Origin of the sequence: Flagellimonas sp. S3867 (assembly GCF_014698935.1) — a bacterium.
Classification (GTDB): Bacteria; Bacteroidota; Bacteroidia; order Flavobacteriales; family Flavobacteriaceae; genus Flagellimonas.
Genome location: NZ_JACVMN010000004.1, coordinates 151,441 through 173,174, shown reverse-complemented (window position 1 = coordinate 173,174; position 21,734 = coordinate 151,441). Strand labels below are relative to the sequence as shown.

Below are 21,734 nucleotides of genomic sequence, written 5' to 3'. Positions count from 1 at the left end.
AGTTGCGGTATCGAATTTAACGAATTCCCTTTACAAAATCGGCTATTTTATCGGTTCCGTTTTGAGTAAGGTGCTTAATGAAGGCTGAGCCAATAATAGCGCCTTTTGTTGTTGCGGTGGCTTGCTCAAAAGTTTGTGAATTGCTTATCCCAAAACCGACAATTTGTGGATTTTTCAATTGCATTGCTGCAAGTCGGTCAAAATAGGCCTTTTGTTCAGTTCCAAAACCTTCTTTTGCACCAGTGGTACTTGCTGAACTTACCATGTATATAAAACCATCAGAAGCTTTGTCAATGGCTTGAATACGTTCATCACTAGTTTGTGGAGTAATCAAAAACACATTGATCAACCCATATCTTTTAAAGATAGATTCATATTCTTCCTGATACACATCCAAGGGCAAATCTGGTAAAATCAAACCATCTATTCCCACCTCTTGACATTTTTTACAGAAAGCCTCCACTCCATATTGCAATACCGGGTTGAAGTAGCCCATAATGATCAAGGGAATGGAAACGGTATTTCGAATGTCTTTGAGCTGCTTGAAGAGCAGTTCCGTTTGCATTCCATTTTTTAGAGCCGTTGTAGAACTTTCTTGTATGGTGGGTCCATCAGCCAAAGGATCACTAAATGGGAGTCCAACTTCTATCAAATCCACACCGCTTTCTTCTAAGTTTTGGATAATCTTAACCGTGTCGTTCAGGTTGGGATATCCAGCCGTAAAGTATATGGAAAGCAGCTTTTTATCTTCTTGTAATTTTTTATTGATTCTGTTCATACTTTTGGTATTGGATTTGAGTATTTAGTATTGAGGGACTTGGTATTTCCAATTACTCAATACTAGCATCTCACCTCTATAAATCAAAATAGTCAATATAATTCTGTAAATCTTTATCACCCCTTCCTGATAAGTTGATGACAACAATATCCGAAGGATTGAATTTTTTCTGTTTCAAAATGGCAAAGGCATGAGACGATTCTATGGCCGGAATAATACCTTCCAGCTTTGAAAGCTCCATACCCGCTTTCATGGCGTCATCATCGGTAATGGAGATGAATTCTCCTCGTCCGGATTTGAATAAATGGGCATGCAAAGGCCCAACCCCGGGGTAATCCAGCCCTGCCGAAATGGAATAAGGTTCGGTAATTTGACCATCATCAGTTTGCATCAACAAGGTTTTACTTCCATGGATTATTCCCACTTTGCCTAAAGCCGAAGTGGCGGCACTTTCACCTGAATGGATACCTTTTCCGGCTGCTTCCACTGCAATAATTCCAACTTGTGGAGTATCCAAAAAGTGATAATAGGCTCCGGCGGCATTACTGCCTCCACCAACACAGGCCACAACATAGTCAGGATTTTCGCGTCCTTCTTTTTCTAACAATTGTGCTTTGATTTCTTTAGAAATCACAGATTGGAAGCGTGCTACCATATCAGGGTAGGGATGTGGCCCAACCACAGAACCAATAATGTAATGAGTGTCCACAGGATTGTTTATCCAATCGCGAATAGCTTCATTGGTGGCATCCTTTAAGGTTTTACTACCAGATGAGGCTGGACGAACCTCTGCACCTAACATTTTCATTCGGGCAACATTTGGAGCCTGTCGGGCTATATCAATCTCACCCATATAAACCACACATTCAATTCCCATAAGAGCACAAACGGTAGCAGTGGCAACCCCATGTTGACCTGCTCCGGTCTCGGCAATGATGCGATTTTTGCCCAATCGTTTTGCCATAAGAATTTGACCTATGGTATTGTTTACTTTATGAGCACCGGTATGGTTGAGGTCTTCCCGTTTCAAGTAAATTTTGGTGTTGTATTTGCTGGATAACCTTTCCGCAAAATAGAGCGGGGAAGGACGTCCCACATAATCTTTTAGCAGTTGGTCAAACTCTTCCTTAAAGGAAGGCTCTTCCATAATCTGGATATATTTTTGTCGTAATTCCTCACAGTTTGGATAGAGCATTTCGGGGATGAATGCCCCTCCAAACTCTCCATAATACCCTTTTTCATTAGCGTGATAACTCATAATGTATCTTGGGTTAGTATTTTTTTAAATTCTCTCAGTTGGTCAATGTTCTTTAATCCAGGTTCCATTTCGAATTTGCTATTGACATCGATTACATGGCAATATCTTGAGGCTGTACTATCCAAAAAAGCTTGAAGCTTGGAAGCAGAATCCAATCCAATACCGCCACTTAGGAAATATGGTTTTGTGGATAGGTAATTGTTCAGAACGGACCAATCAAAAGCATAACCATTTCCTCCCGGAAGTTTTCCTTTGGTGTCGAACAAATAATAATCGCATACTTCTTCGTATTCCTCTAAAATGGAAAAATCAAAATCGTCTTTGATGGAAAAGACCTTGATAATGTCAATCGACTGATTATTTTTCTTTAAGGTTTTGCAAAACTTGGGACTTTCATTTCCATGGAGTTGAACAGCTGCTAAACCATACTTTTCAATTGATGACAAAACCTCTTCAATCGAAGCATCGACAAACACGCCCACTTTTTTGATGGATGCTGGTAAAGTTGGCATTTCTCCTTCAAAATATCGTGTAGAGGGTTCCCAAAAAATAAAACCCAAGTAATCCGGTTGCAATTGGGCTACCTCAGATGGATTTTGATTCATGCCACAGACTTTCAACTTCATAATTCCAGGTTTTTTATAAAGGTGGAGGCATGTTCACCGGGGTTGTCGGTTTTCATAAAATTTTCTCCAATCAAAAAGCCTTGGTATCCGTATTGTTTTAAATCCTTTATAGCCTCAATAGAACTGATACCACTTTCGGAAACTTTTACAAATTCATCTGGAATTTGGGTCGAAAGAGATTTACTGGTTTCCAGATTTACCTCAAAGGTTTTCAGGTTTCGATTGTTCACTCCTAACATATCCAAAGAGGGCATGATGGATTTAAGTAATTCAGCTTCATTATGAACTTCTAGAAGAACATCTAAACCTAAACCTTTAGCTGTTTCTGAAAGTGTTTTGATTTCGTCTGTGGTCAAGATTGCTGCAATGAGCAAAATAACATCTGCGCCATGTGCTTTTGCTTCCAGAAGTTGATATTCATCGATAACAAATTCTTTACGAAGTAAAGGGATGCTTGCAATCGCTCTAGCCAACAACAGATCGTCTAAAGACCCACCAAAGTATTTGCCGTCTGTAAGTACAGACATTCCACAGACTCCTGCATTTTCATAGCCTTTGGCTACATCTTGAACATTTAAACTTTGATTGATGACCGATTTAGAAGGAGAACGCCTTTTATGTTCGGCAATGATTCCTGTTTGGCTTTGTTTCAAAGCAGTTGCTAAAGAAGGGCTTTTTCTTTCAAAAAGCACGGAGGCTTCCAATTGGGAAATTGGAATCAGCGATTTTCTTAAATCGACTTCTTTGCGTTTATCGGCTACTATTTTGTCTAGTATGTTCATTAAGCACTAAGCTTTTGAAGTTTTTTCAATGCTTCCAATCCTTTTCCACCCATAAGTGATTCTTTGGCTTTTTCAAACCCTTCTTTTGGGGTAACCTCATTTACAGTTGCAATTGCAACTCCCGCGTTGGCACAGACCACGTTGTTTTGGGCTTCAGTCCCTTTTCCTTGTAAAATGTCCATAAAAATTTGAGCTGATTGGGCGATATCATCTCCACCTGTAATTTCGGTTTGAGTAATCCGTTGTACTCCAAAATCAATGGGCGACAAAATACCTTCAGAATTATTGGAAATGGTTTTGGTATCGCCGGTCAAGGAAATTTCATCATAGCCATCCAAGGCATGGAGTACGGTAAAGTTTTTATCCGTGTTTTGATAGAGATATCCATACATTCTAGCCAATTCCAAATTAAAGACCCCAACCATCTGGTTTTTAGGAAACGCTGGGTTTACCATGGGTCCCAACATATTGAAGAAGGTTTTTACGGCCAACTCCCTTCGGATAGGTGCCACATTTTTCATGGCTGGATGAAATAGAGGAGCGTGCAATACGCAGATTCCTGCTTCATCAATGGATTTCTTTAAAAAATCGGCCTCGTTACTGAATTTGATTCCCAGAAATTCCATTACATTACTACTTCCACATTTTGAAGAGACTCCGTAATTCCCATGCTTGGTGACTTTAACTCCAGCACCTGCGGTAACAAAAGACGCCAAGGTGGAGATGTTGAAGGTATCTTTTCCATCACCACCTGTACCGCATAGGTCAATGGGATTGAACTCGGCCAAGTCCACAGCCAAGCATAGCTCCAAAAGGGCATCGCGGAAACCTTCCAGCTCCTCAATGGTAATACTTCGCATCATATATACCGTTAAAAAAGCGGCAATCTGAGAGGTATTATAATCTCCTTTGGCGATGTTGACCAAGATTTGTTTGGCGTCGCTCTTTGATAGGATTTCGTGGTTTATGAGTCTGTTGAGTGTCTCTTTCATGTTTTTATAGTGTTTAGATGTGAGTATGGAGTAATGAGTGGTTAGTCTCATTACTCACTACTGCATTCTCACTTCCCATTTTCAAGCCAATTTTTTAGTATTTGTTTTCCTTCCGGTGTCAGTACAGATTCTGGATGAAATTGTACAGCAGTTACATCGTATGTTTTGTGTTTTAGGGACATGATTTGACCGTTTTCATCCACAGAGGTAGCCTCTAGACTGTCTGGTAAATCAGGGTGAACCACCCATGAGTGATAGCGACCTACTTCGATTTTTTCTGGCAGACCGTTAAAAATCACATCTTCTTTGGTTACCGTAATTGTTGTTGCTACACCATGATAAACCTGATCCAGGTTAACCAAATTCCCTCCAAATACTTCCCCAATGGCTTGTTGACCTAAACACACTCCAAGTATACGTTTGGTAGGTGCGTAGGTTTTGATGATTTCCTTCAGCAAACCGGCTTCATCTGGGATTCCGGGTCCTGGAGATAAAACAATTTCCTCAAACGGTTCAACATCTTCCAGGGTCAGTTGATCGTTTCTTTTTACGGTGACGTCACAATCCAAATCTTCCAAATAGTGCACCAAATTGTAGGTGAAGCTATCGTAGTTGTCTATCATTAAAATCTTTCTTCCCATTTTAGATGGTTTCTGCAATTTCAAGTGCCTTGGTCAAAGCTCCTAGTTTATTATATGTTTCTTGTAATTCTGCATCTGGATCCGAGGCGGCAACTAAACCTGCTCCGGCCTGATAATGTAATTGATGGTTTTTACTTAAAAATGTTCGGATCATAATGGCATGGTTAAAATTGCCCTTAAAATCCATGAACCCGATGGCACCACCATAGTAGGCGCGACCGGTTTTTTCATATTTTTCAATTAACTGCATGGCCATATGCTTTGGAGCGCCACTCAATGTTCCTGCCGGAAAAGTATCCGCAACCACTTTCATGGTTGGGCTGTCTTTTTTCTTTAATCCGGTTACTTTGGATACCAAATGGATGACATGTGAAAAATATTGCACCTCGCGATAGGTTTCCACATTTACCGTATTTCCGTTTCTGCTAAGGTCGTTTCGAGCTAAATCGACAAGCATGACGTGCTCGGCATTTTCCTTGTCATCTTGCGCCAGTTTTTTGGCCAACTCGGCATCCTGTTCGTCATTTCCAGTTCTTTTGTAGGTACCCGCAATGGGATGTATTTCGGCTTTCCCGTCTTTTACAATTAGTTGCGCTTCTGGTGAGCTTCCGAAGATTTTAAAATCACCATAATCAAAATAGAACAAGTACGGAGAGGGGTTCACAGAGCGAAGTGCCCGATATACATTGAATTCATCTCCCTTAAAACCTTGCGAGAATCTTCGTGACAGTACCAATTGGAAAACATCGCCCCGTTGGCAGTGTTTTTTGGCCAAGACCACATGTTCTTTATACTCCTCATCCTTTAAGTTGGAAGTAGGTTTTCCATCTTTTGAAAAATTGTAAGAAGCAAAATTTCTTACCTGAAACAGCTGTGCAATTTCATCCACATTACTTTCGCTTTCATAGCAGTGGGCAAATAGGTAAGCTTCATTTTTAAAATGGTTGATAGCAATTATATTTTGATACACTGCATAATAGATATCCGGTATTTGGACCGAATCTTCTTTTTTGGAAACCTCTACATCCTCAAAATAGCGAACCGCATCGTAAGCCATATACCCAAAAAGTCCGTTGTTGATGAATTTAAAGCCATTGCTTGGAACGGAGAACTTTTTTCCGAATTGATGAATAACGTCGGTCACATCAACATCTGGTGTTATTGGGAATTCATCTTTGCTGCCATCGGGAAATCTTTGTGTGATTATTTCATTCTCGACTTTGATTGAGGCAATCGGGTTACAGCAGATGTATGAGAAGCTATTATCATTCGCATGATAGTCACTACTTTCCAAAAGAATGCTGTTGGGAAATTTGTCCCTTATTTTAAGATAAACGCTGACCGGGGTGATGGTATCGGCCAGGATTTGTTTGTATGTAGTTTTGAGCGAATATTTCATGAGCGAAAATTGTTGTTTTCATTTCCGCGAAGGCGGAAATCTTTTTATTGTGTTTTAAACAAAGAACCATGTTAAATCATCCCAATTGGGGTTAAAATCATTTATCAAATTTAGTTTCCATTGTCGGTTCCATTTTTTCAATTGTTTTTCTCTTCTGATGCAGTCATCGGAAACTTGAATTTTTCATAATAAACCAGTTTATCTAGGTTATATCGTTTTGCAAACTTGCTTCCGGTTCCAGTTTTATGTTTTTTCATTCGTTTTTCCAGATTGTTGGAGTAGCCTATATAGATTGTACCGTTTTTCTTATTTGAAATGATATAGACATAAAAATTCATGTTCACTTTTATTCAAATTCCTTTAGAAGATTTCCGCCTGCGCGGAAATGAGATCTAAACGTATATAATTAAAAAAGGCTTGTCGTGATGACAAGCCTCTATATGATTACAATGGGGGACTAGCTCACGATATTCGACGTAAGTTAATCCACCACCAAGTATTTACTGTTTTTAATTTCATTGCTTCAAAGATAGAAAGGAAATTCTAACTTCCAAATATTGTTTTGTGAAATTAAAAATCCCATTCAAGAAAGTCTCGAACGGGATTTTCAAACACTAAACTAAAGCTGATTACATCTGCAAATCAACTACAAGGTCAAATTCATCATAGATCAACTTGTCCTTTGCGGTTCCTATGATTCCGGAACCATATTTTACGTCGTATTTAGTTCGGTCAACTTTCAAAGTAGCTGTTGCTTTGCTACCATAAATGGAAACTTCAAAGACTATCGGCTCTGTAATTCCCTTAATAGTAAGGTCACCGGTTACTTTGTGCGAATTATTACCACTAGATTTCACTTCAGTAAACACCAAAGAAGCGGTTGGATTGGAAGCCGTGGAGAAGAAATCATCTGAACTAAGATGTCCGTCCAATTTGTTTTTATAATCACCCTCTAAATCGGTGGTGTTAATGGTGGTCATATCAACAATAAATTCTCCACCAACCAACTTTTCTCCATCAAACTCCAGAGCCCCTGATTTTAGCTTTATGGTCCCGGTATGAGATCCGGCTACTTTATAGGCTTTCCAAGTAACTGTGCTTTTGTCTGTTTTAACTGATTTCTTTACTCCATCAATTGGGTTTGCAATGGCAGAAAGTCCAAATACCATTGTTAATGCAAGGCTTAAAATTGTCTTTTTCATGATTTGTGTGCTTAATCTTCGTTTTAAATAATTAGGATTTATATATGTGTAAATAATTCTTCTTTTGATTTTCTCACTTTCGCATAATGCTGGGTTTCATCGCTATCGGAGCGGTATCCTATAGCAAGCACGACGGACGCGTTCAGATATTTATCTTCTAAACCAAGGATTTCGTTATAGGCTTCCGATTCAAAACCTTCCATAGGACAAGTGTCTATTTTAAGTTCTGCCGCGGCCTGCATCATATTGCTAAATGCGATATATACTTGTCTTGTGGTCCAAACACTTTTGGTTTCCGAAGGAAGATCTAGCAATTTGGATTTCATAAAATCTCCATAACCCTTTAAACCTTCAGTAGGGATATTTCTAGTCGCACTTACGTTCTGTAAATAACCATCCATCAATTCTTCACCAAAATCGGTCACATTTGCAAAAACAATGAGGTGTGATGCATCCGTTATCTGGGATTGCCCCCAAGAAACCGGTTTAAGTTTTTCTTTTATTTCAGGATCCGTAATAACATAAACATGATAGGGTTGAAGCCCATAGGAAGAAGCACTCAATCGTGTCGCCTCCAATAAAAGTTCCAAATCTGCTTCGGAAACTTTTTTAGTGCTGTCAAATTTTTTGGTGGCGTAGCGCCATGTTCTATTTTCTAGGATATTGCTCATTCTAAAATTTATCTAATAGTGTGTTTAATATTTCGAGTTCTTTTTTGGAGAAATCTTTGAGAATTTCATTTTCCGTTTCTTGCATTGCGGCATCAAGTTTCTCCAAGACCTTTTTGCCCGTTGTGGTAATCAAAATTTCAACCTTACGTCGATTGGAAGGGCAAACCGATCTATCAACATAACCTTTGGTTATAAGTTTATCCACCAATCGGGTGGTATTGCTCATTTTGGTCACCATACGTTCATTGATGGTGGATAAATTTGCAGGTTTACCTTTTTGTCCACGTAAAATCCGTAACACATTAAATTGTTGCTTCGAAATTCCGTAAGGTTTTAGTGCTACGGCGTATTGTTCGTTGATTTTGTTGCTGACCAATGCAAAATGAATCATGGTCCTCATTTTAAGAGGAAGCTTTCTTTCGGTTTTTATAATTTGCTCTACATTCATGTCAATACAACAATTGTATATACAAATATAAATGGATAATTTATTTCCCATCTATTTTTAACAGATAAAATTTTGTTAAAAAGGAATCTATGGTAACAGCTTTATTTACTTTTAATCTTCTAAAATGCAGCTAATGAAACACTTGTTGTTTGCTCTGGTTTTTATAGTATTGTTGATTTCAGGTTGCAATCAAAAACCAAAAGAGAAAGATAAGGAGGCCGCTTCGGAGCAAGTTTTTGCCAAGTTTGAAAAAGAAGCTGATGATCAGGTAAAATTTCCGGTATATGACTATGAAGGACTTGAACCTTTATTATATAAAGATGACGGAAAGACATACATCATAAATTTTTGGGCTACTTGGTGCAAACCCTGCATTGAGGAACTACCTTATTTTGAGAAGGTCAATGCTGAACAAAAGGATAACAATGTTGAAGTGGTTCTGGTAAGCTTGGATATGCCATCCATGTGGAAATCGAGATTAGAACCTTTTGTGGCTAAAAAGGATATAAAATCCAAAGTGGTCATTCTGGATGACCCAAAACAAAATGATTGGATTCCAAAAATTGACAAAGACTGGGGTGGGGGCATACCTGCCACATTGATCTATAATAAGGATAAACGCGGTTTTTACGAACGGGGTTTTACCTATGAAGAATTGAACGAAGAATTGGTCAAATACATAAACTAAGGGTATGAAAATACTTAAAATCTTAGGTCTATTGGCTCTGATGGTTTCGCTGGGAGCCTTTTCTGGGAAATTTACCTCGGGGGAAGACGGTTATAGCATCGGAGACATCGCCACCGATTTCTCCTTAAAAAATGTAGATGGTTCCATGGTCTCCCTCTCAGATTACGGTGAGGCCAAAGGTTTTTTGGTGATTTTTACATGCAATACCTGTCCGTATTCGGTAGCTTATGAGGATAGGATTAACGCGTTGGATGCCAAATATAAATCTAAAGGGGTACCTGTTATTGCTATCAATCCCAATAATCCTGCTAAGAAACCAGGGGATAGTTTTGCTAAGATGAAGATTCGTGCGGCAAACAAAGACTTTACTTTTCCATATGTATTGGATGAAGGGCAAAAGATCTACCCACAATATGGAGCAACGAGGACTCCACATGTATTTTTACTTGAAAGTACTAGCCAAGGAAACGTGGTAAAGTACATTGGAGCTATAGATGATAATTCCCATAATGCTTCGAATGTTGATGAAAAATATGTTGAAAATGCGGTAGATGCTATGTTGGCCGGAAAAGAAATAAAGGTTACCAATACCAGGGCTATTGGATGCAGTATAAAGGCTTAAAAAGAAAATTAAATATGTTTAGATCCGGGGTTATGCTCCGGATTTTTATTTTTGCTAAACTTAAAATGTTAAAGATGTCAGATTTATCACAACAAGAGTGGGAAGAACAACTGGAAAACGATAACAACTCCTTTATATTAGATGTGCGCACACCCGAGGAAGTAGAGGAAGGTTATATTCCTAACGCCACCAATATAGATATTTATTTGGGACAGGGTTTTTTGGATGAACTTGAAAAACTTGATAAAACCAAGAACTATTACGTCTATTGCAGATCAGGTAATAGAAGTGCCCAGGCCTGTGCCATTATGAACAGTATCGGTATTGAAAATACCAACAACCTTGAAGGTGGTTTTATGAACTGGGAGGGTGAAGTAGCCGAATAAATTCAATGAGTATTACTGAAGTCATAAATGAGCTTGATCGGAATCGGAAGGTTTTCCATGAAATGTTATATGGATTACCTCCCGATTTTGTTAGTTGGAAATCCAACCCTAAGGGTTGGTGCACTTTAGAGATTGTCTGCCATTTAATTGATGAAGAAGTAAAGGATTTTAGGGCACGGGTGATACACGCATTAGAATATCCTGAAAAACCTTTGGTTCCGATAGACCCTCCAGGTTGGGCCATCACCAATAAATACTTGGAGCAGGATTTTGAAGCTTCAGTTAAGAAATGGCATCACGAACGGCAAAAATCAATTGAATGGTTAAAAGAATTATCCAATCCAAATTGGGAAAGTGCTGTTGAACATCCAGATTTGGGATATTTAACAGCTCGTTCGTTTTTGTACAATTGGTTGGCGCACGATTATCACCATATTCGTCAGATCAATAATTTAAGATATAGTTATCACAAAGAAAATTCAGGAGATCCATTGACTTATGCTGGAAAATGGTGACCATTTTCTTATTTTAGTGAAATGAAGGAAGACCTACTCCATTTTATATGGAGGTGCGACAAGCTTCAAGGACGACCACTTACCACATCAACCTCCGAAAATGTTGTTATTAAGAACCCAGGAACCCTAAATCGATATGCAGGGCCGGATTTTTTTAATGCACAGATAGAGGTTGGTGGTCAGCTATGGGCTGGCAATGTAGAAATGCACCTCAAATCCTCAGATTGGTATGTACACCATCATGAAGTTGATTCCAACTACGACAATGTCATTCTTCATGTAGTCTGGGAAGATGACATTAAGGTGTTTAGAAAGGATGGTACCCAGATTCCAACTCTTGAGTTAAAACACCATATTGCGCCCACCGTTTTAGAAAAGTATCAAGAATTGTTTCAACATTTTAATCCCACTTTCATAAACTGCGAAAAGGATTTTGCACAAATAGATTCTTTTTTGGTAAACAATTTTCTTGAGCGGCTTTATGTGGAAAGATTGGAACAAAAGGCCAATCTTATTCTTGACCTCCTCCAAAAATCCAACAACGATTGGGAGTGGACACTCTTCGTAATGCTGATGAAAAATTTTGGATCCAAAATAAATGGTGAGTTCTTTTCGCAAAGAGCCATGCAGTTGAATTTTTCCCAGGTTCGGAAAATGAGTTTAGATCTAAAGCAAATAGAAAGTTTCTTTTTTGGCTTTTTCGGATTACTCAACATAGAAGATTGTAAAGACACCTATTATCTAAGACTTCAAAAAGAGTATGCATTTTTGTCCAAAAAGTTTTCTTTACATCCACCGTTGAAGAAACCAGGATTCTTCGGATTGCGTCCTACAAATTTTCCAACGATTCGTTTGTCCCAACTGGCTCATTTATATCACTTTCATCAGAATCTGTTTGCAAAATTGCTTAGAGCAAACCAGCTCGAGGAAATTTATGCAATCTTCAAAACCGAGACCAGCCCATACTGGGAAAGTCACTTTACCTTTGGTAAGATTTCCAAAACCAGTAAAAAGAAACTTTCCAAAAGCTTCATAGATCTTTTGATAATAAATACGATAATTCCAATACGGTTTTGTTACTCCAAACAAGTGGATATTAATTCGACAACTGATTTATTATCCTTGATTTCACAGCTTAAACCAGAAAAAAATGCAATTTTGAAAGGGTTCAAAAACTTGGGCTCAAGTGCGGAAAATGCTTTGCAGAGTCAGGCCAAGTTACAATTATACAACAACTATTGTTTAAAAAATAAATGCCTTCAATGCACTTTGGGAGCCCATTTATTGAACAGAAATACATAATTTTAAATCATGAGTTTGTTTTACAATACCCTCTACTATTTTCAGAAAAGAGGTTTTGAGGTCTGTAGGCGTATCGCCGAACGATTGGGCATAAGGGCACGTGTGGTGAGAACCACATTTATTTATTTAACCTTTGCCACCCTGGGTTTTGGCTTCGCCCTTTATCTTTTTATCGCATTTTGGCTACGAATCAAAGATCTGGTGTACACCAAAAGAACCTCAGTTTTTGACCTCTGATTATGATAAGATTATTGCGTTCAAAAATAGTATGGGCCTTTTGTTTAATGCTGCTGGTATTGCTCTTTGGGGTGGTTGGTTACAAATTGCTTTCAGATTTCACATGGGTAGAGGCCATTTATATGACCATCATCACGGTAACCACTGTCGGTTTCTCCGAGGTTAGACCGTTAGATGCCAATGCAAAGATTTTTACCGTATTTTTAATTGTTACCAGCGTTTTTATTTTTGGTTTTGCCATATCGGTCATAACCGAATATTTGTTGGGACGCAATTCACTCCAGATTTTAAAAAAGAAGAAAGTGAAGAAAAAAATTGACAGTTTATCCAACCATGTGGTGGTCTGCGGATATGGACGAAATGGAATGCAGGCTGCGGAAAAATTGAAGGCGTACAAAAGGCCTTTTGTCGTTGTTGAAAGAGATAAAGAGATCATAGAACGTTATGAAAATGACGTATTGTTTGTAGAAGGAGATGCTAATGAAGACGAAACCTTGTTAGCCGCTGGCATTGGACGAGCGCAATACCTAATTACAGCCGTTCCTGATGATGCAGCAAATTTGTTCATTGTACTATCTGCACGTCAACTGAACAAAAAACTGTTTATAATTACCAGGGCCTCCCAAGTTACTTCGCAGTCCAAACTTCAATTGGCTGGAGCTGACAAAGTCATAATGCCAGATAAAATTGGAGGTGATTATATGGCGTCGCTGGTTGTAATGCCCGATTTGGTAACCTTTATTAATAAGTTATCCGTAGAAGGCGAACATACCACTAACCTTGAAGAGGTGGAAATAGAGGATTTTACAGATCAGATTGAATGCAACTCACTACGCGATTTGGACCTACGAAGAAAAACTGGATGCACAATAATTGGTTACATAGAACCTAATGGAAATTACATCATAAATCCAGAGGCCGATTTGGTATTGGAACCCAAAGGAAAAGTAATTGTTTTAGGTAGACCAGAGCAGATAAGAAAACTGAATCAAATGTTTCAAATAGGTTAGTTTTATAACTTTTAAATTTGATTCCGTTGAATTTTTTTAGGATATTGCCCGCTATACATCAAATTAACATAACCAAATAATACATTATGAAGTATCGACTTCTTGCGTTAATTACACTTTTATTTCCATTAGTATCTAGTGCCCAAGAAAAAGGCTTGGACGAAAGAGTCAATGATGCCTTTATGCCCTTTGCATCGTGGTGGGAAGGATTTGTCTTGACTCCAATTTCAGTGGGTGGATATAATCTACCTGTAGTTTTAATTCTTTTAATAATTGGAGCAACATTTTTTACGATAAGATTCAAATTTCCCAATATCACGAAATTTGGTTTGGCCATTAACACGGTTAGAGGTAAGTATGATGAATTAGATCATCATAGTGTGGAAAAAACGGAATTGAATGTTGTTGATGGAGATTTACCCCGCACAATTAAAGATGAAAGCAAGGAAGGTGAAGTAAGCCATTTTCAAGCGCTGGCAACCGCTGTTTCTGGTACGGTCGGACTTGGTAACATTGCTGGTGTTGCGGTGGCGATTGCCTTAGGCGGTCCAGGTGCAACATTTTGGATGATTATCTGTGGATTAATAGGCATGTCCACCAAATTTGTGGAATGTACATTAGGAGTTAAGTATAGAGATGTAGGGGAAGACGGAACGGTCTATGGAGGACCCATGTATTACCTTTCAAAAGGATTGAAGGAAAGAGGATTGAAAGGTCTTGGAAAGGTACTGGCCGTCATTTTTGCTATTTTATGTGTTGGCGCTTCTTTTGGAGGTGGTAATGCTTTCCAATCCAATCAAGCAGCCGTGCAACTTACAACAATGTTTAATCTTGAAGGTGGAGCCACGGGTGTTATCATTGGAGTGGTTTTGGCAATTTTGGTCGGAATTGTAATTATTGGTGGTATCAAGAAGATTGCCAGTGTAACGGAGAAAATAGTTCCGTTCATGGCAGGAGTTTATGTTTTAGCCTCTTTGGTCATCATATTTGCCAATATTGAATATATTAGGCGATGCTTTTGGAATGATTATAGGTGGAGCTTTTACACCAGCAGCAGGTCTTGGAGGAATTGTTGGAGTGATTATTGTTGGGTTCCAACGAGCAGCTTTTTCCAATGAAGCAGGTGCGGGTTCTGCAGCCATTGCTCACTCCGCGGTTAAAACAAAATATCCGGCTAGTGAAGGTGTTGTTGCACTTTTGGAACCTTTTATTGATACGGTGGTCATCTGCACCATGACAGCGTTGGTTATTATTTTCTTCAATATGGATGTTGGTGCTTTTGATTATGGAAATGCGGTTGGCAGCACGGTATTGCTTAACGAATCAGGAACATATGTTGGCGGTGTTGATTTAACGTCGATGGCTTATGATTCCGTGATACCTGGATTTAGATATGTTTTGACCATTGCGATAATTCTTTTTGCCTTTTCAACCATGATTTCTTGGTCTTATTACGGGTTACAGTCATGGAAGTACCTTTTTGGAAGAGGAAGAACAGCTGATATTGTTTACAAAGTGATGTTCTTATTATTTGTAATCATTGGAGCTGGTGCCACTTTGGATGCGGTGATTAAATTCTCAGATGCCATGATTTTGGCATTGGTATTCCCGAATATGATAGGATTGTTATTCTTGTTCCCAAGAGTAAGGGAAGAGATGGATAAGTATCTTACAGATATAAAGAATTTTGTAAAGAGCAAATAACTCTAAACATTGAATAATTTCAAATCCCACTTCAAGTTCAACAAGCACGAACGAAGTGGGATTTTCTTTTTGTTGCTCCTTATAGCAATACTCCAGGGTGTATATTTTTACATCAAAGCAAAACCATTTAATGAGGAGTCAAAAGTTGTTGTTGATGCCTTGGTGCAATCACAACTGGACAGTCTTCGACTTTTGGCATTAAAAAAAGATGCCACCAAGACTTTTTCTTTCAACCCAAATTACATTTCAGATTATAAGGGCTACAATCTGGGAATGACCATGGAAGAACTTGACAGACTATTTACTTTTCGTAAAACAGGAAAGTTTGTTAACTCCGTAGAAGAATTTCAACAAGTGACGCAAATATCCGACTCTCTATTGAAGGTTATATCACCATCATTTAAATTTCCGGAATGGGTTCAAAAGAAAAAAGCAACCAAAACGTATTCCAAAATTGGATTGAAGAAAGCTATAAGGTTAACAGACCTTAATGTGGCCACAGCCAAAGATTTAAGAGTCATCAATGGCATAGGGGAAAAGCTGTCCGAACGAATCATAAAGTTTAGGGATAGGCTAGGCGGATTTTTAGTCGATGAGCAATTGTTCGATGTCTATGGCCTAGAGCCAGAAGTTGTTCAACGTGCGTTACTTCAATTTAAGGTTATTGACTCGCCTTCAATCCAAAAAATCAATATCAACAAAGCAACAGTTAAAGAAATGTCGCGTTTGGTATATATAAACCGAAATCTAGCAGAAAGGATAGTCTCTTATCGAGAGCAGAATGGGGCGTTCGATTCTTTGGATAAACTGTTGAATGTCGACTCATTTCCAAAGGAAAGGATTGACAGAATTAAGCTATATTTGACCCTATAAAATTGAACTAATGGTTACGGATACTTTGTCCACAATGAACTTTGATTACTCAGAGACCCAAAAGATGGTCGCTGAGTCGGCAAAAGAGTTTGCGCAACAATACATTGCACCACACGTTTTGGAGTGGGACGAATCGCAAACCTTTCCCATACAAGTGTTTAAGAAAGCTGGTGAAATGGGATTTATGGGTGTTTTGGTTCCTGAAGAACTCGGCGGTTCAGGGCTTGGATATCACGAGTATGTGGCCATTTTGGAAGAGATTTCAAAAGTTGACCCGGCCATTGGCCTTTCAGTAGCTGCGCATAATTCGTTGTGCACCAATCATATCTTATCCTTTGGAAATGAGGAGCAGAGACAAAGATGGATACCAAAATTGGCCACGGCTGAATGGTTAGGTGCTTGGGGACTTACCGAACATAATACAGGCTCTGATGCGGGCGGAATGAACACCACAGCGGTTAAAGATGGAAATTCTTGGATATTAAATGGAGCCAAAAATTTTATCACCCACGGAAAGAGTGGGGATATTGCCGTTGTGATTGTCAGAACGGGAGAAAAAGGAGATAGCCATGGGATGACCGCATTTGCTATTGAAAAAGGAACCCCTGGATTTTCAAGTGGTAAAAAAGAAGATAAATTAGGCATGCGGGCCAGTGAAACAGCAGAATTGATATTTTCTGACTGCCGAATTCCAGATGAAAACCGATTAGGTGAAGTAGGAGATGGGTTCATCCAATCCATGAAGGTGTTGGATGGCGGTCGTATTTCAATTGGAGCGCTGTCTTTAGGTGTTGCGAAGGGAGCTTATGAAGCTGCCCTAAAATATTCCAAAGAGCGCGTACAATTTGGCAAACCGATAAGCGAGTTTCAAGGAATATCTTTTAAGCTTGCTGATATGGCCACAGAAATAGAGGCATCGGAATTGCTCTTGCATAAAGCTGCTTTTTTGAAAGATGCTGGGCGAAAAATGACCAAGCATGGTGCAATGGCCAAAATGTATGCTTCCGAAGTTTGTGTAAAAGTTGCCAACGAAGCTGTACAGATTCACGGTGGATATGGATACACCAAAGACTTTCCGGTCGAAAAATTTTATAGAGATGCCAAACTGTGTACTATAGGCGAAGGAACTACCGAAATTCAAAAAGTGGTCATTTCAAGAAATATTCTAAAGTAATTTTGTCCATTACTAATTAATACTTGTATATTTGCACACCAAAATTTAAAAGAGAGGAGGTTGTAGCCCATGTTAATTATACCAGTAAAAGAAGGAGAAAACATCGATAGAGCTTTAAAGCGTTTCAAGCGAAAGTTTGACAAGACGGGAACTATGCGTCAGTTGAGAAAAAGGCAGCAGTTTACGAAGCCTTCAGTAAAACGTAGAGCAGAAGTTCAAAAAGCTGAATATATCCAAGGACTTAGAGATCAAGAAGAGATTTAAGTTTTTGTAGCAAAAAATATAAAAATCCCGTTCCATTTGGAGCGGGATTTTTTTATTGGATTACCTAGGCTTATTTGGGTAACTTTGGGTATATGTCCCTAGAAGCTTTCATATCCTATTTAAAACTCGAAAAAAACTACTCGGAGCATACCATAAAGGCCTATAAAAAGGATTTAAAGGCGTTTTCAACTTATGTTATAGAGGTTTTTGAACTTAACTCCATTGATCATGTGGAGTATTCCCTTATAAGAAGTTGGATCGTTTCATTGGTTGAGCAAGACATATCCAATAGGACCATCAACAGAAAAATTTCTTCCCTCAGGGCCTATTTTAGGTTTTTGCAAAAAATTGAGCAAATTACTATTTCTCCTTTGGCAAAGCATAAAGCTCTTAAGACCGATCATAAGGTTGAAGTGCCATTTTCCGAACAAGAAATGGAAACAATACTTTCAGAAATCCCGTTTGAAAATGATTTTGAAGGTGTTCGGGACAGACTTATTATTGAATTATTATATGCCACAGGAATGCGAAGGGCCGAATTGATCAACCTCGAACTAACGGATTATAATGAAGCCAATAGAACCTTAAAAGTACTGGGCAAACGAAATAAAGAGCGAATACTACCCCTTCTACCATCTACAATTGAAGTGCTTGGGCAATACTTGAACAAGCGAAGCGAGCTGGAAAAGACCATGGGTTCGTCTTATCTGTTTTTAACAAAAGGAGGACTTAAAATTTATGAAACACTTGTATATCGAACTATAAATAAGTATTTTAGTTTGGTGTCCCCTAAGGTTAAAAAGAGCCCCCATATACTGAGACATACCTTTGCAACACATCTGCTTAATAGGGGAGCTGATTTGAACGCTGTGAAAGAGCTATTGGGTCATTCTAGTTTGGCATCTACCCAAGTGTATACACACAATAGCATCGCTGAACTGAAAAAGGTTCATGCAAAGACCCATCCAAGAAGTAAGGAATAGCCAGTTCCTTAAATTGTATAACTCGTCTGCCAAAAGGTAGCCCAAAAAACTAAATCTTATGAAGGTAAATGCACAATCGGTAAATTTTGTAGCTGATGGTAAGCTAATGGATTTTATCCAAAAGCGAATGGATAAATTGGAGGTGTTCTATGACAAGGTCATAAGTTCGGATGTATATTTGAAGGTCGATAATACAAGTGCAAAAGAAAATAAGATGGTTGAAATCAAAGTGCTTGTTCCCCGTGATAAGTTTATTGTAAAAAAACAATGTAAAACTTTTGAAGAAGCGATTGACTCAGCTTGTAGTTCTTTGGAAAGACAATTGGTAAAAAAGAAAGAAAAATCGAGGGCAAATGCCTGAGTAAAATTTTTGTAAATTTATTTTGATTAAAAAAATAAATATATACATTTGCAGTCCGTTAGAAATAGCGGGCTTTTTTTATGGAAAAAAGGCCATAAAATGCCGATGTAGCTCAGCTGGCTAGAGCAGCTGATTTGTAATCAGCAGGTCGTGGGTTCGAGTCCCTCCATCGGCTCGTAACATATTGAAAATAAGGCGGGGAGATACTCAAGCGGCCAACGAGGGCAGACTGTAAATCTGCTGACTACGTCTTCGCAGGTTCGAATCCTGCTCTCCCCACAAACAAGCTTTTGAGAGAAAGTTTGTTTTGAGAAGTTTTTTTGAAATATTGAAGTGTTTTTGGGTTTTTGCCCAAATAAAAAAAATGCGGGAGTAGCTCAGTTGGTAGAGCGTCAGCCTTCCAAGCTGAATGTCGCCGGTTCGAACCCGGTCTCCCGCTCTTAAGTCATCCTTGCGAAAGCAAGAATCTCTTCCAATATTATGGAAGACTATTTTAAAGTAGTTGATTCAGCACTTTACGCCGGTGTAGCTCAGGGGTAGAGCGTTTCCTTGGTAAGGAAGAGGTCACGAGTTCAAATCTCGTCATTGGCTCAAAACGATTTGTACACTAATATAAACTAAGATTAAAATTATTTAAAAATGGCAAAGGAAACTTTTGATCGTTCCAAACCGCACTTAAATATTGGTACTATTGGCCACGTGGATCACGGAAAAACTACGTTGACCGCTGCTATTACTACCGTATTGGCTAATGCGGGATTGTCAGAGCTTAGAAGCTTTGATTCTATTGATAATGCCCCTGAAGAAAAAGAAAGAGGTATTACCATCAACACTTCTCACGTAGAGTATCAAACAGAAAACCGTCACTACGCTCACGTTGACTGTCCAGGTCACGCGGATTACGTAAAGAACATGGTTACAGGTGCTGCTCAAATGGACGGTGCTATATTGGTTGTTGCTGCAACTGATGGGCCTATGCCACAAACTCGTGAGCACATCCTACTTGGACGTCAGGTTGGTATTCCAAGAATCGTTGTTTTCTTGAACAAAGTTGACATGGTTGATGACGAGGAACTTTTGGAACTTGTTGAAATGGAAGTAAGAGAATTGCTTTCTTTCTATGAGTACGATGGTGACAACGGACCTGTTATCTCTGGTTCTGCCCTTGGTGCACTTAACGGTGAACAAAAGTGGGTTGATACCGTAATGGAATTGATGGCCGCTGTTGATGAGTGGATCGAACTTCCAAAAAGAGATGTTGATAAAGATTTCTTGATGCCTGTTGAAGACGTATTCACAATTACTGGTCGTGGTACAGTTGCTACAGGACGTATCGAAACTGGCGTTGCCAATACAGGTGATGCTGTTGATATCATTGGTATGGGTGCTGAGAAATTGACTTCTACAGTTACTGGTGTTGAGATGTTCCGTAAGATTTTGGATAGAGGTGAAGCTGGTGATAACGTTGGTATCCTTTTGAGAGGTATAGAAAAAACCGATATCAAAAGAGGTATGGTAATCTGTAAGCCAGGTTCCGTTAAGCCACACGCTAAATTCAAAGCTGAGGTATATATCCTTAAAAAAGAAGAAGGTGGTCGTCACACGCCATTCCACAACAACTACCGTCCACAGTTCTACGTAAGAACAACTGACGTAACAGGAAACATTGGTCTTCCTGATGGAGTTGAAATGGTTATGCCTGGTGATAACTTGACTATCAATGTAGATTTGATTCAACCAATCGCATTGAGTTTAGGTCTACGTTTCGCTATCCGTGAAGGTGGTAGAACAGTAGGTGCTGGTCAGGTTACCGAGATTTTAGATTAATCATTTACAATAAAGTATTGCACTAAAGGGTGTTCCGTTTTTGCGGAATACCTTTCAGTGTAAATATAAACGGGTGTAGCTCAGTTGGTAGAGCACTGGTCTCCAAAACCAGGTGTCGGGAGTTCGAGTCTCTCCTCCCGTGCAGGAAAAAAGAACAGTAAGCATTGTGAGAAGAGAAGTTTCTCCTCCCGTGCAAGAAAATATGATAATACTATGTTCACATACATAAAAGAATCATTTGAAGAATTAAAGAGCAATGTTACCTGGTTAAACAGGGAAAGAGCATCAAACCTTATGGTTGTTGTTGCTGTTTTTTCAATTTTGTTTGCCTTGGCAACATGGGGAGTGGATTCTCTTTTCAGTAAGTTGATTCGATTGTATTTTGATAACATAATAGGGTAGTTGGATATGTCTGAGGTTCTGGAGAAAAAATGGTATGTAGTAAGAGCGGTCAGTGGCCAGGAGAATAAAATCAAAGGCTACATTGAAAGTGAAGTAGAGCGTAATGGCTTTGGCGATTACCTAGAAGAAGTTCTTGTTCCTACCGAAAAAGTAGTGCAGATCCGTAACGGAAAGAAAATCAACAAAGAAAGAGTTTACTTTCCTGGATATATAATGATCAAAGCCAATTTGGGTGGAGAAATGGTGCATATTATCCGTTCCATTACCAATGTGATTGGTTTCTTAGGAGAGGTCAAAGGTGGTGATCCAGTTCCATTAAGGAAATCTGAGGTGAACCGAATGTTAGGAAAAGTGGATGAGCTGGCCGTAAATACGGATAACATTGCCATTCCATTTGTATTGGGTGAGACCATAAAAGTTATTGATGGTCCTTTCAACGGATTCAATGGAACCGTTGAGAAAATCAATGAAGAAAAGCGTAAGCTAGAGGTGATGGTTAAGATTTTCGGAAGAAAAACACCATTGGAACTCAGTTATATGCAAGTAGAAAAAGTATAATAAGAGCTGTTACATATAAAGTTGTGTTGCT

At 38.9% G+C, this 21,734-nt stretch carries 26 protein-coding genes, 5 tRNA genes and 1 pseudogene; 21 read left to right on the top strand and 11 right to left on the bottom strand.

The features are described from left to right. Positions 1 to 16: 16 nt before the first annotated feature. The 11 genes from trpA to IAG46_RS16850 form a co-directional block, all read right to left on the bottom strand. Positions 17 to 778, bottom strand: coding sequence for a tryptophan synthase subunit alpha (trpA, locus tag IAG46_RS16900; protein ID WP_190811567.1), 762 nt, complete (start codon positions 776 to 778; stop codon positions 17 to 19). A gap of 76 nt (positions 779 to 854) precedes the next feature. Then, positions 855 to 2,036: a tryptophan synthase subunit beta gene (gene trpB, locus IAG46_RS16895; protein WP_190811566.1), complete on the bottom strand. Its 1,182-nt coding sequence runs from the start codon at positions 2,034 to 2,036 to the stop codon at positions 855 to 857. Then, positions 2,033 to 2,662 (bottom strand): phosphoribosylanthranilate isomerase, encoded by a 630-nt coding sequence (locus tag IAG46_RS16890; protein WP_190811565.1) that lies wholly within the window; start codon positions 2,660 to 2,662, stop codon positions 2,033 to 2,035. The genes trpB and IAG46_RS16890 overlap by 4 nt, the downstream gene beginning before the upstream one ends. Beyond that, positions 2,659 to 3,444 carry an indole-3-glycerol phosphate synthase TrpC gene (gene trpC, locus IAG46_RS16885; protein ID WP_190811564.1) on the bottom strand — a complete coding sequence of 262 codons (786 nt, stop codon included), beginning with the start codon at positions 3,442 to 3,444 and terminating at the stop codon, positions 2,659 to 2,661. Before trpC ends, IAG46_RS16890 begins: the two co-directional genes overlap by 4 nt. Next, complete coding sequence (gene trpD, locus IAG46_RS16880; protein WP_190811563.1) at positions 3,444 to 4,436, bottom strand: anthranilate phosphoribosyltransferase; 993 nt, start codon at positions 4,434 to 4,436, stop codon at positions 3,444 to 3,446. The genes trpC and trpD overlap by 1 nt, the downstream gene beginning before the upstream one ends. 68 nt (positions 4,437 to 4,504) lie before the next feature. After that, positions 4,505 to 5,077, bottom strand: a complete 573-nt coding sequence (locus tag IAG46_RS16875) for an aminodeoxychorismate/anthranilate synthase component II (RefSeq protein ID WP_190811562.1) — start codon at positions 5,075 to 5,077, stop codon at positions 4,505 to 4,507. Between the two features lies 1 nt (position 5,078). Further along, the gene (locus IAG46_RS16870; protein WP_190811561.1) at positions 5,079 to 6,476 is read right to left on the bottom strand and encodes an anthranilate synthase component I family protein; all 1,398 of its coding nucleotides are present in this window, start codon (positions 6,474 to 6,476) and stop codon (positions 5,079 to 5,081) included. A 137-nt stretch (positions 6,477 to 6,613) separates the two neighbouring features. Continuing rightward, positions 6,614 to 6,814, bottom strand: a complete 201-nt coding sequence (locus IAG46_RS16865) for a GIY-YIG nuclease family protein (RefSeq protein ID WP_368668192.1) — start codon at positions 6,812 to 6,814, stop codon at positions 6,614 to 6,616. A 291-nt stretch (positions 6,815 to 7,105) separates the two neighbouring features. After that, positions 7,106 to 7,678 (bottom strand): YceI family protein, encoded by a 573-nt coding sequence (locus IAG46_RS16860; protein WP_190811560.1) that lies wholly within the window; start codon positions 7,676 to 7,678, stop codon positions 7,106 to 7,108. Between the two features lie 38 nt (positions 7,679 to 7,716). Next, positions 7,717 to 8,349 carry an NAD(P)H-dependent oxidoreductase gene (locus tag IAG46_RS16855; protein ID WP_190811559.1) on the bottom strand — a complete coding sequence of 211 codons (633 nt, stop codon included), beginning with the start codon at positions 8,347 to 8,349 and terminating at the stop codon, positions 7,717 to 7,719. Between the two features lies 1 nt (position 8,350). Further along, positions 8,351 to 8,740, bottom strand: a complete 390-nt coding sequence (locus tag IAG46_RS16850; protein WP_368668191.1) for a MarR family winged helix-turn-helix transcriptional regulator — start codon at positions 8,738 to 8,740, stop codon at positions 8,351 to 8,353. Positions 8,741 to 8,930: 190 nt separating this feature from the next. Here IAG46_RS16850 and IAG46_RS16845 point away from each other — a divergent pair, with 190 nt between their 5' ends. From IAG46_RS16845 to nusG, 21 genes and pseudogenes are all read left to right on the top strand, one after another. Next, positions 8,931 to 9,485 (top strand): redoxin domain-containing protein, encoded by a 555-nt coding sequence (locus IAG46_RS16845; RefSeq protein ID WP_190811557.1) that lies wholly within the window; start codon positions 8,931 to 8,933, stop codon positions 9,483 to 9,485. Between the two features lie 4 nt (positions 9,486 to 9,489). After that, positions 9,490 to 10,107: a thioredoxin family protein gene (locus IAG46_RS16840; protein ID WP_190811556.1), complete on the top strand. Its 618-nt coding sequence runs from the start codon at positions 9,490 to 9,492 to the stop codon at positions 10,105 to 10,107. Between the two features lie 74 nt (positions 10,108 to 10,181). Next, positions 10,182 to 10,493, top strand: coding sequence for a rhodanese-like domain-containing protein (locus tag IAG46_RS16835; protein WP_190811555.1), 312 nt, complete (start codon positions 10,182 to 10,184; stop codon positions 10,491 to 10,493). A 5-nt stretch (positions 10,494 to 10,498) separates the two neighbouring features. After that, the gene (locus IAG46_RS16830; RefSeq protein WP_190811554.1) at positions 10,499 to 11,008 is read left to right on the top strand and encodes a DinB family protein; all 510 of its coding nucleotides are present in this window, start codon (positions 10,499 to 10,501) and stop codon (positions 11,006 to 11,008) included. A gap of 21 nt (positions 11,009 to 11,029) precedes the next feature. Next, entirely contained in the window at positions 11,030 to 12,310 is a 1,281-nt protein-coding gene (locus IAG46_RS16825) for a DUF2851 family protein (protein ID WP_190811553.1), read from the top strand. 9 nt (positions 12,311 to 12,319) lie between these two features. Then, positions 12,320 to 12,547, top strand: coding sequence for a PspC domain-containing protein (locus IAG46_RS16820; RefSeq protein ID WP_163416073.1), 228 nt, complete (start codon positions 12,320 to 12,322; stop codon positions 12,545 to 12,547). Between the two features lie 2 nt (positions 12,548 to 12,549). Next, complete coding sequence (locus IAG46_RS16815) at positions 12,550 to 13,557, top strand: TrkA family potassium uptake protein (RefSeq protein WP_190811552.1); 1,008 nt, start codon at positions 12,550 to 12,552, stop codon at positions 13,555 to 13,557. Between the two features lie 86 nt (positions 13,558 to 13,643). Continuing rightward, positions 13,644 to 15,261 (top strand): annotated as a pseudogene (locus tag IAG46_RS16810) (alanine/glycine:cation symporter family protein). 9 nt (positions 15,262 to 15,270) lie between these two features. After that, entirely contained in the window at positions 15,271 to 16,134 is an 864-nt protein-coding gene (locus tag IAG46_RS16805) for a helix-hairpin-helix domain-containing protein (protein WP_190811551.1), read from the top strand. 34 nt (positions 16,135 to 16,168) lie between these two features. After that, positions 16,169 to 17,308, top strand: coding sequence for an acyl-CoA dehydrogenase family protein (locus IAG46_RS16800; protein ID WP_190811638.1), 1,140 nt, complete (start codon positions 16,169 to 16,171; stop codon positions 17,306 to 17,308). Between the two features lie 69 nt (positions 17,309 to 17,377). Beyond that, complete coding sequence (gene rpsU / locus IAG46_RS16795) at positions 17,378 to 17,572, top strand: 30S ribosomal protein S21 (protein ID WP_190811550.1); 195 nt, start codon at positions 17,378 to 17,380, stop codon at positions 17,570 to 17,572. Between the two features lie 92 nt (positions 17,573 to 17,664). Next, positions 17,665 to 18,555 (top strand): tyrosine-type recombinase/integrase, encoded by an 891-nt coding sequence (locus IAG46_RS16790; RefSeq protein WP_190811549.1) that lies wholly within the window; start codon positions 17,665 to 17,667, stop codon positions 18,553 to 18,555. 58 nt (positions 18,556 to 18,613) lie between these two features. Continuing rightward, a complete protein-coding gene (gene raiA / locus IAG46_RS16785; protein ID WP_190811548.1) occupies positions 18,614 to 18,916 on the top strand; it encodes a ribosome-associated translation inhibitor RaiA in 303 nt (100 codons plus the stop codon). A 101-nt stretch (positions 18,917 to 19,017) separates the two neighbouring features. Further along, positions 19,018 to 19,091: transfer RNA gene (locus tag IAG46_RS16780), tRNA-Thr, on the top strand. A gap of 22 nt (positions 19,092 to 19,113) precedes the next feature. Then, positions 19,114 to 19,195: transfer RNA gene (locus tag IAG46_RS16775), tRNA-Tyr, on the top strand. A gap of 87 nt (positions 19,196 to 19,282) precedes the next feature. Continuing rightward, a tRNA-Gly gene (locus tag IAG46_RS16770) sits at positions 19,283 to 19,355 on the top strand. Positions 19,356 to 19,435: 80 nt separating this feature from the next. After that, positions 19,436 to 19,507: transfer RNA gene (locus tag IAG46_RS16765), tRNA-Thr, on the top strand. 48 nt (positions 19,508 to 19,555) lie between these two features. After that, entirely contained in the window at positions 19,556 to 20,743 is a 1,188-nt protein-coding gene (tuf, locus tag IAG46_RS16760; RefSeq protein ID WP_190811547.1) for an elongation factor Tu, read from the top strand. A 69-nt stretch (positions 20,744 to 20,812) separates the two neighbouring features. After that, positions 20,813 to 20,885 (top strand) — tRNA-Trp (locus IAG46_RS16755). Between the two features lie 71 nt (positions 20,886 to 20,956). Beyond that, entirely contained in the window at positions 20,957 to 21,145 is a 189-nt protein-coding gene (gene secE, locus IAG46_RS16750) for a preprotein translocase subunit SecE (RefSeq protein ID WP_190811546.1), read from the top strand. Between the two features lie 6 nt (positions 21,146 to 21,151). Further along, positions 21,152 to 21,703: a transcription termination/antitermination protein NusG gene (gene nusG, locus IAG46_RS16745; protein WP_190811545.1), complete on the top strand. Its 552-nt coding sequence runs from the start codon at positions 21,152 to 21,154 to the stop codon at positions 21,701 to 21,703. Positions 21,704 to 21,734: the final 31 nt, after the last annotated feature.